Here is a 16,514-nt window from a genome sequence, read left to right on the forward strand (position 1 = left end):
ACCAGCACGTCAAAATCGGCACCGGCCAGTTCATCGAAGCCGGCAACGAAATCCATTTATCCAGCGGCCTGAAGGTCGTGCTCGAAGCCGGCAGCGAACTGACCTTCAAAGCCGCCGGCAGCTTTATCAAGCTGGATGCCAGCGGCGTAACCCTGGTCGGCCCCATCGTCAAACTCAACTCCGGCGGCGCACCGGGCAGTGGCTCGGGGGCAGCGCCTATTTTGCCCGGCAAGGTTAAGGCGGCGGATGCGGATAAGGCGGGGCTTACTACCGAGGTCTACCTCAAGCAGGCGGTAGCTGGGCATCTGTTGGTGGCCAGCGGCTGCATTTTTGATGCACAAGGCAATTGCACGCTGCACCAGCACGGATAAGCGACATGACCCAGAGTATTTCTTCACCCTTCGTTGAGTCGCCATCGCCCTACTTACGCTGCGTGATACTCGATGGAAGCGCCGATAAGGACTTGCTAGCCAACCTTTATCAGCTCAGCGGCCAAGGTACTCCAACCTGGGAACCACTTTTTCACGGCACGCCCTATGCCGACTTGGAAGAAAGCGGCCCGATTTTGGTGTTGAGCGACCAACAGGACGCTTGGGAGGCCTACAGCTCAAACCTTCTAGAGCAAAGCGATGCGGGTTGCGTGCTTTATCTGGAAGATCATCGCGACTGGGAGGCTGCGGTCAAGCACTGCAAGAGCCTGCTGACCGTCCGCGTGGAGAACCAGCAGCAACAGCTTATGCGATTCTTTGAGCCTCGTTGGTTGGAGCCGCTGCTCGGTAGCCTTAGCGCAACCGAACGTGAGCAATTCTTTGGGCCTTTTCGCACCATGGTCTGGAGAAACGAGCTGGGCTGGCGCTATGCGCAACCTACGGGTAAGTGGGATGGCAAGGTTCAGGCGGCCGGTTGGCTGTGGCTGGGGCAGGACCTGCAAAAAACCATGGAAATGGCACGGCTGCGCATCATTGCCAAGGAGTTGGCTAATGACTATCAAGTGGCTCTGCCTTCTGCTGAGCCCGAAGATTTTGTCTATGGCGAGCTGCTTGCTGCACATGCGGCTGACTTTCATCAGAAGAGTCACTACGAGCGTTGGCTGAGAATGACCTTGAGTAAACCTCAGGGCTTCTGGTCCCAGGCGTCCACTAACACAGTGCTGGCGCGCGACGACCTTGCTGCAAGTGAAAAATTGGACACATTGGAAGGTCTCTGACTTCAAGGACGACGGACATGACAAGCGGCAAGTCTTATATCGTGCAATCGGGCGACAGCCTCAGTGTGATTGCCCGTGAACAGGGCACTAGCCAGGCTGAGTTGCAGCAACTCAACCCTATTATCCGCGACCCGAACAAGCTTCAGGTCGGCTGGAAACTCAACCTGCCGGCCAAGCCTCAATCCCCTGCAGTTGATAAGCCGGCTGCTTCACCAACTGCAAAGCCAACGCCAGCGGTCCCTGCGCCCGCAGCGCTGCCGCCAGCCAAACACCAGCAGGACACCGCGAGCGCCAAAGCGCAGTGCGCGAGCCAGTGCAGTGATGAGTTGGTAGATATCGTGCATGTAACCGGTGATGAGCATTTCTATGTACTGACGGAAGAGCAGGCCAGCTTATTGAAAGCTGAGATTAAGCGCGTTCAGGTCTTGATGGACGAGTTCAAGCAAATTGTCTCCAGTTCTCCAGACAGCCTGTCGTGCAAGAAGGAAAAGAATCCCCAGGCCAGTTGTGCCTGCACCCGCTGCAAGAAGGCCGAGTGGGGCAAGAAAGCCGAGGTTGCCGGCCTGATCAAACTTGGCCCACCTCCGCCATCGCCAGCCGAACCGCCGTTGGTGACTGAGGAAGACATCCAAGGCAAGTTCCGCGCTTTGCAGCAGGCCCGTGACTGGTACCAGGAATACGAGCCCTCTCTGGTTCGTGACGGCATACTGGGCAACGTGATGGAAAACAACTGGCCAGGTCTGAGGAAAGCCAAGGTTCGTGAGCTGAACGCGGAGATCGGCGTGTTGCGGGCCCGCCTTTCATCCGAGCCAGCGGCCTCCGGAACCACGGCCAGCGGTACGCGCCCTTCCCAGGATCACGGCCGCTCGCGTACCGCTGGGTACGAGCGTGGTCAGCAAACCCGTACAGGGTTTGGCGTTGTCGAGGTTGCCTTGTTTAGTCAGCCGGACCGGCGCTACTACATACCCGTGCGCTACCGCGAGCAGGTGCGTTGGACGCGTAAAGTGCGTAGCGCCGTGCTCAATGGCAAACCGTTCGGCAAGGCATTGGCTGGTGAGCTGATCGAGGACATTAAGAAAGGCGTGGGTGGTGATGGCAAAGCCAGTCCCCTGGGCAAGCTGGAAGCCAAGTTGAAGAGCTGGGATGCACCGGAAGATTGCCTGCTTAATGCCTTGCACAAAGAAGCTGCGTGGTCCTCAAATCCCGACGATTCAGCACCATACGCCGTTCAGGCTGAGGGGCATCTTTTACGCTTTGCGGCCAGTGCGAGCGCCGGTATCAACAGCTGGGACATAAAGAACGGTGAAATTGAAGTGGGCGTGAAAGGCAGTGCGGCCTTTTCCTTGGCGGAAGGTCGCGTCGCCCTTGAATCCTATTTCCCTTCCCAGGGCGGTCGCACTGTACAGATGGCCTATAAAAATGCCCTAGGCAAGACGGTTTATCACCCTTTTGGCAGTTTTCGGCTGCTGGGCAAGGTGGAGTTGTCCTGCTTCGTTGGTACCCATGGCCAGGGTAGCGCGGGGGTGAAGGTCAATTACAAACCCACCGAGCAGCCGGCGGGCGCGACAGCGTTGCTTGGTACGCCCCACGCCGCCACCCAGCTTAGCCGCGGTGGCCAGGTGGGCCTAAAGGCCGACGCCTTCGCTGGCGCGCAAGCCGGCGGTAGCCTGACCGGTGCGATTCAATGGATTGAGCCAAAAAAAGAAGGACGTGGAAAAATTGAAGCCAGCCAGGCGAATGCTTCGTCCAATTGGGGCAGCCTGGCTGAGGTCAAGGCCGAGGGTAACGTCGCGGTCGGTATTGGCGCAGGCTTCGATTTTGGCCTCAGCATCAGCAAGGAGCGCCTAGCAGTGAACTGCAAGGCCAGCCTGGTATTCGGCCCCGGGGCGGGCGGTGGCTTTGCCACAGTGGCCGACTTGGAGAAGGTCTACGAGCTGGCATCATTGCTGTGTGGTGCGCTGGCGGAAGTCGATTACCGGCAGTTGCTCAGTTTCGACCCCGATGCATTCAACTATATCGCTCGGGGCCTCTACCAGGCGGCATCCGCCCCGCGGAATGCCGCGAAGAAGGCCTTCGAGATGGGCTATCTCGAAATGACCCAATGGTGGAGGAACCGCAAAGCCCTGATGGTGGAGGCCGAATGCCTGGCGGCCAGCCTGCTGACGCACCAAGCGGTACTGATAAGCGGCAGGAAGCTGCCTTTGCAAATGCTACCTCCCGAGACTATCGGCCCGATGCTCTATGTATTAAGCGAGAGCTTTGTCGAGAGTCTCGAGAGCGAACAGGAGAAGGCCATCGTCCTGTTGCTATCGCATATACGGCGCTGGCGTCACTTTATCGAGACCCTGGAACATATGTCGCCTAAGGCCACCAAGGTCCGCGCGATGGACAGCCTCAATCGCCTAAATGCCTTTCTGGATCGCAACCAGCAGCAGCAATTCAACCAATTTATCGATCGCCTGGCCATTCTGCAGGACTCACCCGCTGGGACTACGCTGGCCTGGACACCGGTTGCGCCACAGCTCAAGCGCAACGTCATGTTGGCCGCACAGCGCAGCGGAAAATTCGTTGGCCTGGCTTAGATGATGGCCGGACTGCGATCCGGCCTAACCGTTCATTTGAGCGGATGCTCCGACTGGACCGAGCAGCGGAAGCTGGCATACTCGGAATAGCCTGTCTGGTCGGGTGCTTCCGGCCAGCGTATGACGGTATTGGCCCGGATGACCTCGCCCTCGTTCAAGCCGAAGCCTCGCATGATCTTGTAGAACCCCGTTTCGGGCCCCTTGGGGTTATCGAGCGGCGAGTTAGGGTAATAATCGGGGTCGTACCAGTCATTGACCCAATCCTTGGCATTGCCAGCCATGTCATACAGCCCCAGTGGGTTAGGCGCAAAGCTGCCTACTGGGTGCGTTATACCCTGCCAGTCGTCTTCCCGTGGTGGATAGTTGCGGCCGAAATCCAGGGTGCCGGTATCGGTCGGGTAGATAACGTGCTTACCCCGGTTGCGGGCCGCGAACTCCCACTGTGCCTCTGAGGGCAGATCGACTGGCGCACCACTGAGCTCGCCCAGCCATAGGCAGTAATCCTTGGCCTCCTGCCAATACCTAGTCGGGGCGGGTTTGTCCGGTGCGAAATACTCCTGCATTTGCTCGCTGTCGCGGTACTCGGCACTGGAGAGCGGCTTGCCGTGAATAACTTGGAATAGATCGAAGTCGCCCAGGCGGGTCTGGTAGCGAGACAGATGGAAGTTGCTCAGGCGCACGGGGTGAACCCCACTGTCTTCCATGTTTTCGGTAATAACGCAGAGTTGATCGAGTGGTACACCGCACGGCCACTCACATAAATCGGTCAGCGCGCGGTCACACGGCCAACCGAAATCGCCCATATCAAACTCACCGCCTTCGATAAACACCATGTCGTCCAGTGAGCGCACCACGGTGCGCAGCACAGACTCCCGCTGATCGGCTGAGAGATTGGAGTAGCGCTGCTCGACCGTAGCCGCGATGGCCCGCACCTTATCGGGGGCAAGGGCAGTACTCTCAGGCAGATACTGGGAGTGGGCGTCGCAGCCGATAAGGGTGAGCGTGAAAAGAGAAAGGAACACGGAACGATGCATCAGACTGTCCTTGTCAAACGAAGTAGGTCGAACTTAGCAGCCAAGACGGGAAAACCCAATGCCGGCAGATCGCCTTACTGGCGCCCGGCATCAACGCATTGCACGAAATGCTGATCCGCTCACAGCAATCTGTATGGGTTCCCCAGAAGCATCAGATATCGTGGCCGGCCATGGCTATCCACTCGCCGTGTTACGGCGCCTTCAGCCCCAAGAGGCACAACTCAGACTTGATCGGGTCGCGGCAATGGGCTGGCGCTTCGGAAGTTAAGCACCACCACAGCCAACACCAACAACCCGAGCAAGCCCGCGCTCAGAAACAAACCCGAGTAGCCCAACGCCTTCGCCAACACGCCACTCAGCGCTCCCACCAGCCCGCCCAACAGCAACTGCGCCGACGCCTGCAAGGTGAAGTCGGCGCCTTCGTGTTCGGCGCGGCACATGCGCATCATGGCGGCGAACAGGGCGACGGTGGACATGCCATCGGCGGCTTGTTCGAACAGGGCAATCAAATAAACCAGCGGTCGATCTGCGCCGGCGTCGACCAGTAGCGCCATGGCGGCGATACCGGCGGCTTGCAGAGTGCCGAACAGCAGCAGCGCGCGCAGGGTGCCCAGGCGGGCGTAGAGCAGGCCGCCGAGCACAGCGCCGGCGATGCCGACCAGGCTGCTGATCAGCGTCAGTTGACCAAGCTCGGCGTTGCTCCAGCCCTGGTCGACCAGCATCGGTTTGATCATCGGCGAGCCGAGGGCGTCGCCGAGTTTGAAGGTCAGCACCACCGCCAGCCACAGCAGCATGCCAGGTTGCATCAGCAGGCCGCGGTAATGCCGCAGCAATAAACCGGGGCCAGCCGGTTCGGCCAGAGCGGGACGATAGGGCAGGCGCTGCGCCTCGGGAAAGCGCCAGATCGGGATCAGGGTCAGCACCAGCAGGATCACCAGCAAACCGACCGACAGGCTCCAGCCGAAACTGTCGAACACCAGCAGCAGGCCGCTGCCGCTGACCAGCATGCCGATCTTGTAGCCGCCCACTTGCAGGCTGTTACCCAGGCCGCGCCAGCGCTCGGGCAGCAGGCGCACGGTGAGGCCATCGGTGGCGACGTCCTGGGTCGCGGCCGCCAGGTTGACCAATAGCAGCAGGCCCAGCAGCACGGGTAGCTGGCTGCCGAACAGGCTGTCCGGCGCGAGCAGCGCCAGCGCCGTGACGATCAGGGTGATGCCGCCCTGCAAGGGCAAGATCCAGCCGCGGTGATGACCGAAACGCCGCGACGCCAGGCGATCCACCCAGGGCGCCCAGAGCACCTTGAGCAACCAGGGCAGTGCCAGCAGCTTGAGCAGGCCGATGAGCGCCAGGTCGACGCCATGCTGGCGCAGCAACACCGGCAGCGAATGGGCGATCAGCCCCGACGGCAGGCCCTGGGCGCAATACAACGAGGCCAGCAGCACCAGGGTGGCGGATGCGGGACGGGCAATCGACGGGGTGGGTGACGGTGACATGGCGTTCTCTGGGCCGGCAGACGCTGCGACAGTATCCAGAGCGTCGGGGCGAAACAAGCGCAGCGCCGCCAGCCCATGGCCTGGCGTCACATATTCGCTAACAACTCACGGTCGTTGTCGCCGAACAGCCCGACCACGCAGCGGTCTATGCTGGCAACCTTGCCACGCATCCCGAGCGCCTGGGCGCCGTGGCTTAATGCGCGCCGCAGCCCTCTACAGGAGTCGCCATGTCCTCGACCTGGTTACCACGTTTGCGCAAACGCTGGCTCAGCCTGAGCCTGTTACTCGCTCTGGTGCTGGGCCTGCCGATCGGGTGCGCCAAGCTGCAACAGACCGAACGCGAGCTAGTGTTTCGCATCGAGCCGGGCACCGCCCATTGGTTCAGCGGCATGCCGTCCGGTATCGAAGAGCGCGTGCTGCGCGACCCGGCTTTCGGTGCGACGCAGAACATCCATACCTGGTGGTGGCCGGCAGCGCGCAAGGATGCGCCCACTCTGCTCTACCTGCACGGCTCACGCTGGAACCTCACCGGTCAGCTGTTCCGCATCGAGCAGTTGCACGCCATGGGCTTTGCCGTACTGGCCATCGACTACCGCGGCTTTGGCCAGAGCCTCGGTGACTTGCCGTCGGAGCGCACGGTGTACGAAGACGCCGCCATCGCCTGGGCGCACCTGCGCGAGTTGCAGCCCGATCCGGCCAAGCGCTTCCTCTACGGACACTCCCTGGGCGGCGCGGTGGCGGTCAACTTGGCCGAGGCCTTGGCTCAGGAAGAGGACACACCGCAACTGGCCGGGCTGATCATCGAATCCACCTTCACCAGCCTGGCCGACGCCGCCAGCGCGATCAGCAATACCTCGCTGCCGGTGCATTGGTTGCTATCGCAGAAGTTCGACTCGCTGAGCAAGATCGACAAGGTCCAGGTGCCGGTGTTGATTGCCCACGGCACCGGCGACCGCTACGTGCCGGCGCGCTTCAGCGAGACCCTGTTCGCCGCGGCGAACGAGCCCAAGCGCCTGTTGCTGATCGACGGCGCCAACCACAACAACAGCCTGCGCATGGGTCGCCGCGAGTACGCCCAGGCGATCCAGGCGCTGTTCCCCGGCCCGGCGACCCGCGCCCTGAGCCTGAACTGACGCGACCCTACACCGGCTGGGCCGGCAAGCGTTCGCGCAGCCGCGCCGGCAAATGCTCGGCCAAGGCCTGCTCGCTGGCATCCAGCAAGCTGGGCAGCAGCAGACGCAAAGTGGCCGGCCGTAACCCGGCGCAGACATCGGCCTGGCGTGGCAGCGGCAAACCGCCGAGCACCTGCACCGCCACCGCAAGGTTGTCGTCGGCCAGCGCCGCCTCGGTGAGTTTGCCCAGGTAGCCGCTGGAGAAGGTGCGCAAGCTCTGACAGATCAGCGCCATGTCCTGGATATGCCGAGCGATCTGCACTACGTGGTCGACATCGTTGATGCCGAAAATCAGCACCTTGACCTGCTGCGCCGACAGGCACTCGGCGTAGCGCGCCGCCGTGGCGAACGCGCCGTCCGCGCAGAGCTGGCGCGCCACCTCCAGGTGCAGGCTATCCGGCAGGCTGAGGTAGGTATCGAGCACCCGACGCGGGTCGAGGTGGCGGGTGACCTGGGCGACGAACGCGGTCGGCAAACCGAGGATCAGCTCACGCAAGTGTCCGCTGGGCATGTGTGGCGCCAGCTGCGCCGCGCGTTCGGCGCCCAGTTGCTGGACCAACGCCAGCTTCACCGCCAGCGGCGCCAGCGCCTGCGAAGCCAATAACAGGCGCTGGCCCACGCTCAGGCCGGTGGGTTTGGGCATATCGGTCTCCTTCCGTGCGTCATCGATACAGGCTGTAAGCCACGGCCTGCGTGGCATTCAGCATCTATCGCGAGGCCCGCGAAGGCAGCCATCTTTGATTGGGTTAGCGGGCCGTTCGGGCCCCAGGGCAGTGGGAAGGCCGGAAACACTAGCAGGCCGGTACGGCTCGGCCTCAGGCGCTGCGACGCGTTATCGCGGGCTATGCGCAGTATCGGCGCGCGACGGTAAAATCGACGCCGTGGCCTCGCCCGCCCGCTCGGCGCTCAGAACGTGCCAACCTGATCGCGCAGCAGCTCGGCGAACTGCTCGGCGGGCACCGGCGGGCTGATCAAAAAGCCCTGGATTTCATCGCAACGCTGACTCTTGAGGAAATCCATCTGCGCCTGGGTTTCCACGCCTTCGGCGACCACCTTCAGCTCCAGGCTGTGGGCCATGACGATGATCGCCCGGGTGATCGCCGCGTCCTCGCTGCCCAGCGACAGGTCGCGGATAAAGGTCTGGTCGATTTTCACGTAATCCACCGGGAAGCGCTTGAGGTAGCTGAGCGAGGAATAACCGGTGCCAAAGTCGTCGATTGCCAACTTCACCCCCAGGTCGCGCAGCTGCTGAAAGGTGCTGATGACATTCTCGACGTTATCCAGCAACTGGCTCTCGGTTAATTCAAGCTCAAGGAAACGCGGCGCCAGGCCGGTTTCGTCGAGCACCTGGCGCACCAGGCTGGTCAGGTTGCCTTGGCGCAGTTGATGCACCGAGAGGTTCACCGACACGCGAATATCCGCCAGACCCTGACGCTGCCACTCGCGCGCCTGCTGGCAAGCCTGACGCAGGACGAACTCGCCGATCGGCGCGATCAGGCCGGTTTCCTCGGCCAGGCCAATGAAGTCACTCGGCGGCACCAGGCCCAGCTCCGGGTGACGCCAGCGCACCAGCGCCTCGGCGGCATTCAGGCTGTCATCGGCCAGGCACAGCTTGGGCTGGTAGAACACCTCCAACTGGTTGCACTCGATGGCCTTGCGCAGCTGGGTTTCCAACTGCAAGCGCTCCAGGGTGCAGGCTTGCAGGTTATCGGTGAAGAACTGGAAGGTGTTGCCGCCCAGGTGCTTGGCATGTTGCATGGCCATATTGGCCTGGCTGATCAGCGCGGAAATTTCCCGCGCGTTGTCCGGCAGCAGGCTGATACCCAGGGAAGCGCTGACCACCAGTTCCTGGCCGCCAACGGTCATCGGCATGCGCAATTTGGCCAGCAGACGACTGGCCATGCGCGCCAGGCTGGCAAGGCTGCCGTAGGAGTCGAGCAACACGGCGAACTCGTCGCCGGACAAGCGCGCCAGAGTGTCGGCCTCGGGCACCGCCTGGGCCAGGCGGCGGCTCATCTGCCGCAGCAACTGGTCGGCTACTTCATGGCCAAGGCTGTCGTTGAGCAGCTTGAAGCGGTCCAGATCGATGTGCAGCAACGCCACGCTGCGCCCACTCTGCCGGGCGCGCTGACTGGCTTCGTGCAGGCGCTCCTTGAACAGGCTACGGTTGGCCAGGCCGGTCAACTCGTCGTAATGCGACAGATAACGCAGGCGCTCCTCCGCCTCGCGGCGCGACGACAGGTCGGCGAAGAAACCAACGATATGGCTGACATGCCCCCGGCTGTCGCGCACCACATTGAGTTGCAACCATTGCGGGTACAGCTCGCCGTTCTTGCGCGTCTCGATCAGTTCGCCCTGCCAGCTGTCGCGCTGCTCCAGTTCCAGGCGGATGAGTTGGTACTGGCGCCGGGCTTCGCGGCTGCCAATCAGGGTGGCGACGCTTTCGCCGACCACCTCATCCTGGCGATAGCCGGTGACCTGGCTGAACGCCTGGTTGACCGCCAGCAAGCGGTACTCCGGATCGAGAATCACGATGCCTTCGCTGGCCGCCTCGAATACCGTGGCCGCCAGCCGCTGTTGTTCTTCCTGCTGCTTGCGCGCACTGATGTTGCGCCGCGTGCCGAGCATGCGCAGCACCCGTCCGGCGCTGTCGCGCTCCACCGCGCGGCCGCGATCTTCGATCCACACCCAATGGCCTTCGGCGTGCTTGATGCGGTATTCGATGTGGTAACCGTCGGTACGCCCCTTCATGTGCTCGACCAACGCGCGGCGCAGCGCCGGCAAATCGTCGGGGTGCAGGCGCGGTTTGAGGTCGCGCAGCATCACCTGCACGTCGGCGGGCTCCAGGCCGAAAATTTCCTTGAGCTGGGAGTGGTGCACTTGGTCGCTTTGCAGGTTCCAGTCCCACAGGCCCAGCTCGCTGGCCTCCAGCGCCAGCGCCAAACGCGCCTGGCTCTTGCCCAGGGCGTGGGTGGTTTCGTCCAGTTCCAGGGTGCGTTCGGCCACGCGCATTTCCAGCTCGCCGTGGGTACGGCGTAGCTCACGCTCGGCGCGGCGACGCTGCTCGACCTCGCGCGCCAATTCCTCGTTAAGGCCTTCGGCCTGCTGCTTGGCGTACTCCAGGTTGGCGATCAGCGCCTGGTTGTGAAAGCGCTGCAGCAGGCTGCGCTGCACCAGGCGGTTGACCTGCCAGGCCACCACCAACAGCGCCAGCAACAAAATACCGCCCAGCAGGCCCCAGCCACGCAACAGGTGGTGCTCGCTGAGCAACAGGTAAGCCACCGACGGCAGCAGACAGGGCAAGGCAAAGGTCAGGAAAGCGGACAGGCTAACGGCGTAGGCGACGCTGGCGGAGAGAATCGCCGCCGCGATCAGGCCGTAGACCAGTGCCTGCTGATAGAACACATCGGCCGGCACCAGGGCAATGGCGGCAAAGGCCAGGGTCAGCCCCGAAGCCGCCGCGCCGAAGAGGAACAGCCGTTGCCACTGCGCATGCGCCTGATGGCTTGGCAAGGCGCTGGTGAATGCGCTGACCTGCACCAGACGCAGTACCGCCAGTACCACCAGCCAGACCAACCAACCGGACAGCAGCGGGCTGTTCTGCGGTGTCCATAACAAGTAGGCGCACGCCAGACCATTGAGCAACATGAATAGACTCGGCACCCGTGAGCCTTGATAAAGCAGACGGGTACGTTCCACGGCAATATCCGTGGCGAATTGCTGGCGAATCTCGCGGCTACTGCCCAGCGACGATTCGCCGACTACGGCGCTAGTAATGGCGGTCATAGGCGATTTTCTTGTAATGGTTGCCTAGGCGTCGGCGGAGCATACCCGAGCTAGACGCTTCGCCCAACCAACATGTGGGCGAATTCACAGACGTGACGCCTAACTTTCGGCGGGCCGCGGCGCATGTAACAGCGGCATGGCACGGTGACTGGCCAGTCGTCCGTTAAACCCAGCCCTATACGCCGCGACGCACGCGGTTTGCCCTGCCTGCTGCTGCCCCCTAGAATGCCGCGATGCAAAATGACCCCGAACTGCTGATTGCCTCTCTTAATGATGCCCAACGCCAGGCCGTCGCCGCGCGCGTGGGCCGCCAACTGGTGCTGGCCGGTGCCGGCTCCGGTAAAACCCGCGTGCTGGTGCACCGCATCGCCTGGTTGATCCAGATCGAGCAGGCCTCGCCGCACAGCATCCTGTCGGTGACCTTCACCAACAAGGCCGCCGCCGAAATGCGCCAGCGCATCGAGCAGATGCTCGGCGTCAACCCAGCCGGCATGTGGGTCGGCACCTTCCACGGCCTGGCTCACCGCCTGCTGCGCGCGCACTGGCAGGAAGCCGGCCTGGCGGAAAACTTCCAGATTCTCGACTCCGACGACCAGCAGCGCCTGGTCAAGCGGGTGATCCGCGAGCTTGGCCTGGACGAGCAGCGCTGGCCGGCCAAGCAGGCGCAGTGGTTTATCAACGGGCAGAAGGACGAAGGCCTGCGCCCGCAACACAGCCAGCCGGGCGGCGACCTGTTCCTCGCCACCATGCTGAAGATCTACGAAGCCTACGAGGCGGCCTGCGCCCGCGCCGGAGTGATCGACTTCTCCGAGCTGCTGCTGCGCGCCCTCGACCTGTGGCGCAACAACCCCGGCGGCATCCTCCAGCATTACCAGCGGCGCTTCCGACATATCCTGGTCGACGAGTTCCAGGACACCAACGCCGTGCAGTACGCCTGGCTGCGCATGCTCGCCAAGGGCGGCGACAGCATGATGGTGGTCGGTGACGACGATCAGTCGATCTACGGCTGGCGCGGGGCGAAGATCGAGAACATCCAGCAGTTCTCCGACGATTTTGCCGATGCCGAAGTGATCCGCCTGGAGCAGAACTACCGCTCCACCGCCGGCATCCTCAAGGCCGCCAACGCGCTGATCGCCAACAACCAGGGCCGCCTCGGCAAGGAACTGTGGACCGAAGACGGCGACGGCGAGCCGATCAACCTGTATTCGGCATTCAACGAGCACGACGAAGCGCGCTACGTGGTCGAGACGATCGAGGACGCCCTGCGCAAGGACGGTCTCAAACGCAGCGAAATCGCCATTCTCTACCGCTCCAACGCCCAGTCGCGGGTGCTCGAAGAAGCCCTGCTGCGCGAAAAAGTACCGTACCGCATCTACGGCGGCCAGCGCTTCTTCGAGCGCGCGGAAATCAAGAACGCCATGGCCTACCTGCGCCTGCTCGACGGTCGTGGCAACGACGCGGCGCTGGAGCGGGTGATCAATGTGCCGGCGCGCGGCATCGGCGAGAAGAGCATCGAGGCGATCCGCGAATATGCCCGCGGCCATGAGGTGTCGATGTGGGGGGCGATCAATCTGATGGTCGCGGCCAAGGCCCTGCCAGCCCGTGCTTCCGGGGCCCTGGCCGGGTTTATCGAGCTGATCGAAAACCTCGCCGCCAAGGCGCTGAGCATGCCGCTGCACCTGATGACCCAGACGGTGATCGAACAGAGCGGGCTGATCGCCTACCACCAGGCCGAGAAAGGCGAAAAGGCCCAGGCACGCATCGAAAACCTGGAAGAACTGGTCAGCGCCGCGCGCACCTTCGACAACAACGAAGACGACGAGCTGAGCCCGCTGCAAGCCTTCCTCAGCCACGCCTCGCTGGAAGCCGGCGACACCCAGGCGGCGGAAAACGAAGACAGCGTGCAGCTGATGACCCTGCACAGCGCCAAGGGCCTGGAGTTCCCCCTGGTGTTTCTGGTGGGCATGGAAGAAGGCCTGTTCCCGCACAAAATGAGCCTGGAAGAACCCGGCCGCCTGGAAGAGGAACGCCGCCTGGCCTACGTTGGCATCACCCGGGCCATGCGCCAGCTGGTCATCACCTACGCCGAAACCCGCCGCCTGTACGGCAGCGAGACCTACAACAAGGTGTCGCGCTTCGTCCGTGAGATTCCGCCGCCGCTGATTCAGGAAGTGCGCCTGTCCAACAGCGTCAGCCGGCCGTTCGGTGCGGTCAGCCGCAATCTGGGCGGCAACAGCATGAACGGTGACAGTATGTTCGCCGGCAGCGCCGTGCCGGACACCGGCTTCAACCTCGGCCAGCGCGTGCAGCATTCGCTGTTTGGCGAAGGCACCATCCTCAACTTCGAAGGCTCCGGCGCACAGGCCCGGGTGCAGGTGAATTTCGAGAGCGAGGGCAGCAAGTGGCTGATGCTCAGCTACGCCAAGCTGCAGGCGCTATAGCCAAGGGGGAAGGCTATTGTAGGGCGGACATGCCGAAGGCTTGTCCGCCATTGCGGCGCCAGGTGGTGGACAAGGCTATGCCATGTCCACCCTACGCCTACAGCCCGCGATACTCTGTTTGCCGGCACTTGCTGTCACGGCCGTGGGGCACCCCGCCGCGCCTACAGGCGGTCTAGCGTGATTGATCGTCCATTCAAACAATAAGGAGCCTCCATGATTCGCCGCCATCTGTTGCTCGCCAGCGCCCTGTTCGCCGCCATTGGCCTGGCCGGCTGCAAGGACGAAAAAACCAGCACCCAGCAGGCCGCGGCCGAGCCGGCGCAAAGCTTCCACTGGAAGATGGTCACCGCCTGGCCGAAGAACTACCCAGGCCTGGGTACCGCCGCCGAACGCCTGGCCGAGCGGGTCAATGCCATGAGTGGCGGGCGCCTGACCATCAAGGTATATGCCGGTGGCGAACTGGTGCCGCCGCTGGAAGTGTTCGACGCCGTGTCGCGCGGCACCGCCGAACTGGGCCACGGCGCCGCCTACTACTGGAAGGGCAAAGTGCCGGCCGCGCAATTCTTCACCGCCGTGCCGTTTGGCCTGTCCACCAGCGAGATGAACGCCTGGCTGAGCAAGGGCGGCGGCCAGCAACTCTGGGACGAAGCCTACGCGCCGCACGGCGTGAAGCCCGTGGTGGTGGGTAACACCGGCATGCAGATGGGCGGCTGGTACAACAAGGAAATCAACTCGCTGGACGACCTCAAGGGCCTGAAGATCCGCATGCCCGGCCTCGGCGGCGAAGTGCTGAGCAAGCTCGGCGCGACCACCGTCAACCTGCCCGGCGGCGAAGTGTTCACTTCGCTGCAAAGCAATGCCATCGACGCCACCGACTGGGTCAGCCCCTACAACGACCTGGCCTTCGGCCTGCACAAAGCGGCCAAGTTCTACTACTACCCGGGCTGGCAAGAACCGCAGGCGGTGCTCGAACTGCTGATCAACCAAAAGGCCTACGACAGCCTGCCGGCCGACCTACAGGCGATCCTCACGGAAGCCGCGCGCGCCGCCAGCCAGGACATGCTCGACGACTACGTCTACCACAACGCCATGGCCCTGGATGAACTGAAGAAACAAGGCACCCTGCTCAAGCGCTTCCCCGACGAGGTGCTCGACGCCATGCAGCGCGAGTCCGAGGTGGTGCTCGGCGAACTGGCCGCGCAAAGCGAGCTGAACGGGCGCATCTGGGCCTCGATGAAAGCCTTCCAGGCCCAGGTCAGCCAGATGCACCAGTTGTCGGAAAAAGAGCTGTACAACTGGCGCTAAGCCACAGCCGTAGGGTGGGTTGAGCGCAGCGATACCCATCAGATCGCATTGATGGGTTACGCCGCTGCGCGACTAACCCATCCTACGACCTAAACACCCACACACGGAGCCTTCGGCTTCCGTTGGTCGTTTCAGGTCGGTCCTTCTGCGCTCGCCGCCCATACTATTTGGCGAGGTGAGCCGATGAAAAAACCTACCATCACCGCCGAGCAGATTCTCGATGCGGCCTTGCACTTGGCCGATGTCTGCGGCTGGGAACGCTTGCACCTGTTCGACGTGGCCGCACACTTGGACACCGGCCTGGATGCCATCGCCGTGCATTATCGGGAAAAGGATCAGTTGGTCGAAGCCTGGTTCGACCGCGCCGATCGCGCCCTGCTCAACCGCGCCAAAACCCCCGACCTGATCGCTCTGGAGCCCGCCAAGCGGCTGGAGGAACTGCTGGTCGCCTGGTTCGACGGCCTGGCCGCGCACCGCGCGGTGACCGGACAGATGCTGCTGTACAAGCTCGAACCCGGGCACCTGCACCTGCAAGTGCTCGGTTTGCTGCGCGTCAGCCGCACCGTGCAATGGTGGCGCGAGGCGGCGCAACGGGAAACCCTGCACCTGAGCCGTATCGCCGAAGAAAGCCTGTTGACTGGGGTTTACCTGCGCAGCGTCGTGCACTGGTTGCGTCACCCCGAGGAAGGTCCCGCCGAATTCCGTGCGTTTATGCGCCGCCAGCTACGTTGCGGGCCGCTATGCCTGTTGTTGCGTCAATCGTAGGGCCACGAATTACGGTTTCAGCGTCGTCATGGCCTCGGCCAGGCGCCGCTCTGCTGGCCGCGCGGACTGCGCCACGCCGCGCTGCACCCCGGCGAAGTCCTGCGCGTCCTTGTTTTGGCTGAGCTTCCACTTGCCTTCGATACGTGCGATGGGCAGGGCAAAGCCGACGATGGCGCGCAACAGGCTGTCGATATACTCCACCGGGGCATCGCTGACCGCCCAAGGTTGCGCGCGGCCCTGTTCATGCCGCTGGCTCAAGCGACTGACCAGCGCCAGCAGCCGCTCGCGCTCGTCGAACAATTCGGCACGGCCATAGGCATGCACCGCCTGGTAGTTCCAGGTCGGCACCACTTTGCCGTGCTCGGCCTTGCTCGGGTAAAAGCTCGGGCTGACGTAAGCCTCTGCCCCCTGAAAGATCAGCAACGCCTCACCGCCATCGCTGAGCTCGCGCCATTGTGGATTGGCGCGGGCGAAGTGGCCGTAGAGGGTGCCGAACTCGCCCTCCTCGCGCGCCAGCAACACTGGCAGATGGCTGGCCAGCAAACCTGCGTCGCCGTGACTGACCACGCTGGCCAGAGGAGTTTGCTCGATCAAGTCGTGCAAGCTGCGCAGATCGTCCTCGACAAAGGCTTTGGGAATGTACACAGGAAATCTCCAGCTACGGGGGCAGGCGTTGCACCATGCTGCACCGAATCGGCGAAAAAGCAAAAGCTCGAAACATTCTGCGAC

Annotated in this window: 11 protein-coding genes and 1 pseudogene; 7 read left to right on the forward strand and 5 right to left on the reverse strand. The window is 62.9% G+C overall.

Translation table 11 applies throughout. From position 1 onward, the window contains the following. The 3 genes and pseudogenes from B3M58_RS10320 to B3M58_RS10330 form a co-directional block, all read left to right on the forward strand. Positions 1-371: pseudogene (locus B3M58_RS10320) on the forward strand (type VI secretion system tip protein VgrG); the annotation flags it as partial. Between the two features lie 5 nt (positions 372-376). Further along, positions 377-1,207 carry a DUF4123 domain-containing protein gene (locus B3M58_RS10325; RefSeq protein ID WP_296218905.1) on the forward strand — a complete coding sequence of 277 codons (831 nt, stop codon included), beginning with the start codon at positions 377-379 and terminating at the stop codon, positions 1,205-1,207. Positions 1,208-1,224: 17 nt separating this feature from the next. After that, complete coding sequence (locus B3M58_RS10330) at positions 1,225-3,789, forward strand: LysM peptidoglycan-binding domain-containing protein (protein ID WP_296218906.1); 2,565 nt, start codon at positions 1,225-1,227, stop codon at positions 3,787-3,789. Between the two features lie 32 nt (positions 3,790-3,821). Here B3M58_RS10330 and B3M58_RS10335 read toward each other — a convergent pair whose 3' ends face one another. Together B3M58_RS10335 and B3M58_RS10340 are read right to left on the reverse strand one after the other, a co-directional pair. Then, positions 3,822-4,823 carry a formylglycine-generating enzyme family protein gene (locus B3M58_RS10335; RefSeq protein ID WP_296218907.1) on the reverse strand — a complete coding sequence of 334 codons (1,002 nt, stop codon included), beginning with the start codon at positions 4,821-4,823 and terminating at the stop codon, positions 3,822-3,824. A 221-nt stretch (positions 4,824-5,044) separates the two neighbouring features. After that, entirely contained in the window at positions 5,045-6,316 is a 1,272-nt protein-coding gene (locus B3M58_RS10340) for an MFS transporter (protein ID WP_296218908.1), read from the reverse strand. Positions 6,317-6,543: 227 nt separating this feature from the next. Here B3M58_RS10340 and B3M58_RS10345 point away from each other — a divergent pair, with 227 nt between their 5' ends. Then, entirely contained in the window at positions 6,544-7,449 is a 906-nt protein-coding gene (locus tag B3M58_RS10345) for an alpha/beta hydrolase (protein WP_296218910.1), read from the forward strand. A gap of 7 nt (positions 7,450-7,456) precedes the next feature. Here B3M58_RS10345 and B3M58_RS10350 read toward each other — a convergent pair whose 3' ends face one another. Continuing rightward, the gene (locus B3M58_RS10350) at positions 7,457-8,131 is read right to left on the reverse strand and encodes a hypothetical protein (RefSeq protein WP_296218911.1); all 675 of its coding nucleotides are present in this window, start codon (positions 8,129-8,131) and stop codon (positions 7,457-7,459) included. 263 nt (positions 8,132-8,394) lie between these two features. Continuing rightward, positions 8,395-11,274, reverse strand: a complete 2,880-nt coding sequence (locus B3M58_RS10355; protein WP_296218914.1) for a putative bifunctional diguanylate cyclase/phosphodiesterase — start codon at positions 11,272-11,274, stop codon at positions 8,395-8,397. Positions 11,275-11,507: 233 nt separating this feature from the next. Here B3M58_RS10355 and uvrD point away from each other — a divergent pair, with 233 nt between their 5' ends. From uvrD to B3M58_RS10370, 3 genes are all read left to right on the forward strand, one after another. Further along, positions 11,508-13,715 (forward strand): DNA helicase II, encoded by a 2,208-nt coding sequence (gene uvrD, locus B3M58_RS10360; RefSeq protein WP_296218915.1) that lies wholly within the window; start codon positions 11,508-11,510, stop codon positions 13,713-13,715. Between the two features lie 213 nt (positions 13,716-13,928). Next, on the forward strand, positions 13,929-15,020 hold the full coding sequence (locus tag B3M58_RS10365) for a TRAP transporter substrate-binding protein (protein ID WP_296218917.1): 1,092 nt from the start codon (positions 13,929-13,931) through the stop codon (positions 15,018-15,020). Between the two features lie 183 nt (positions 15,021-15,203). Beyond that, entirely contained in the window at positions 15,204-15,785 is a 582-nt protein-coding gene (locus tag B3M58_RS10370; protein ID WP_296218919.1) for a TetR/AcrR family transcriptional regulator, read from the forward strand. Positions 15,786-15,794: 9 nt separating this feature from the next. Here B3M58_RS10370 and B3M58_RS10375 read toward each other — a convergent pair whose 3' ends face one another. Then, positions 15,795-16,430, reverse strand: a complete 636-nt coding sequence (locus B3M58_RS10375) for an FMN-binding negative transcriptional regulator (protein ID WP_296218920.1) — start codon at positions 16,428-16,430, stop codon at positions 15,795-15,797. Positions 16,431-16,514 lie beyond the last annotated feature (84 nt).

Source organism: Pseudomonas sp. UBA2684, assembly GCA_002354655.1.
Taxonomy (GTDB): Bacteria; Pseudomonadota; Gammaproteobacteria; order Pseudomonadales; family Pseudomonadaceae; genus Aquipseudomonas.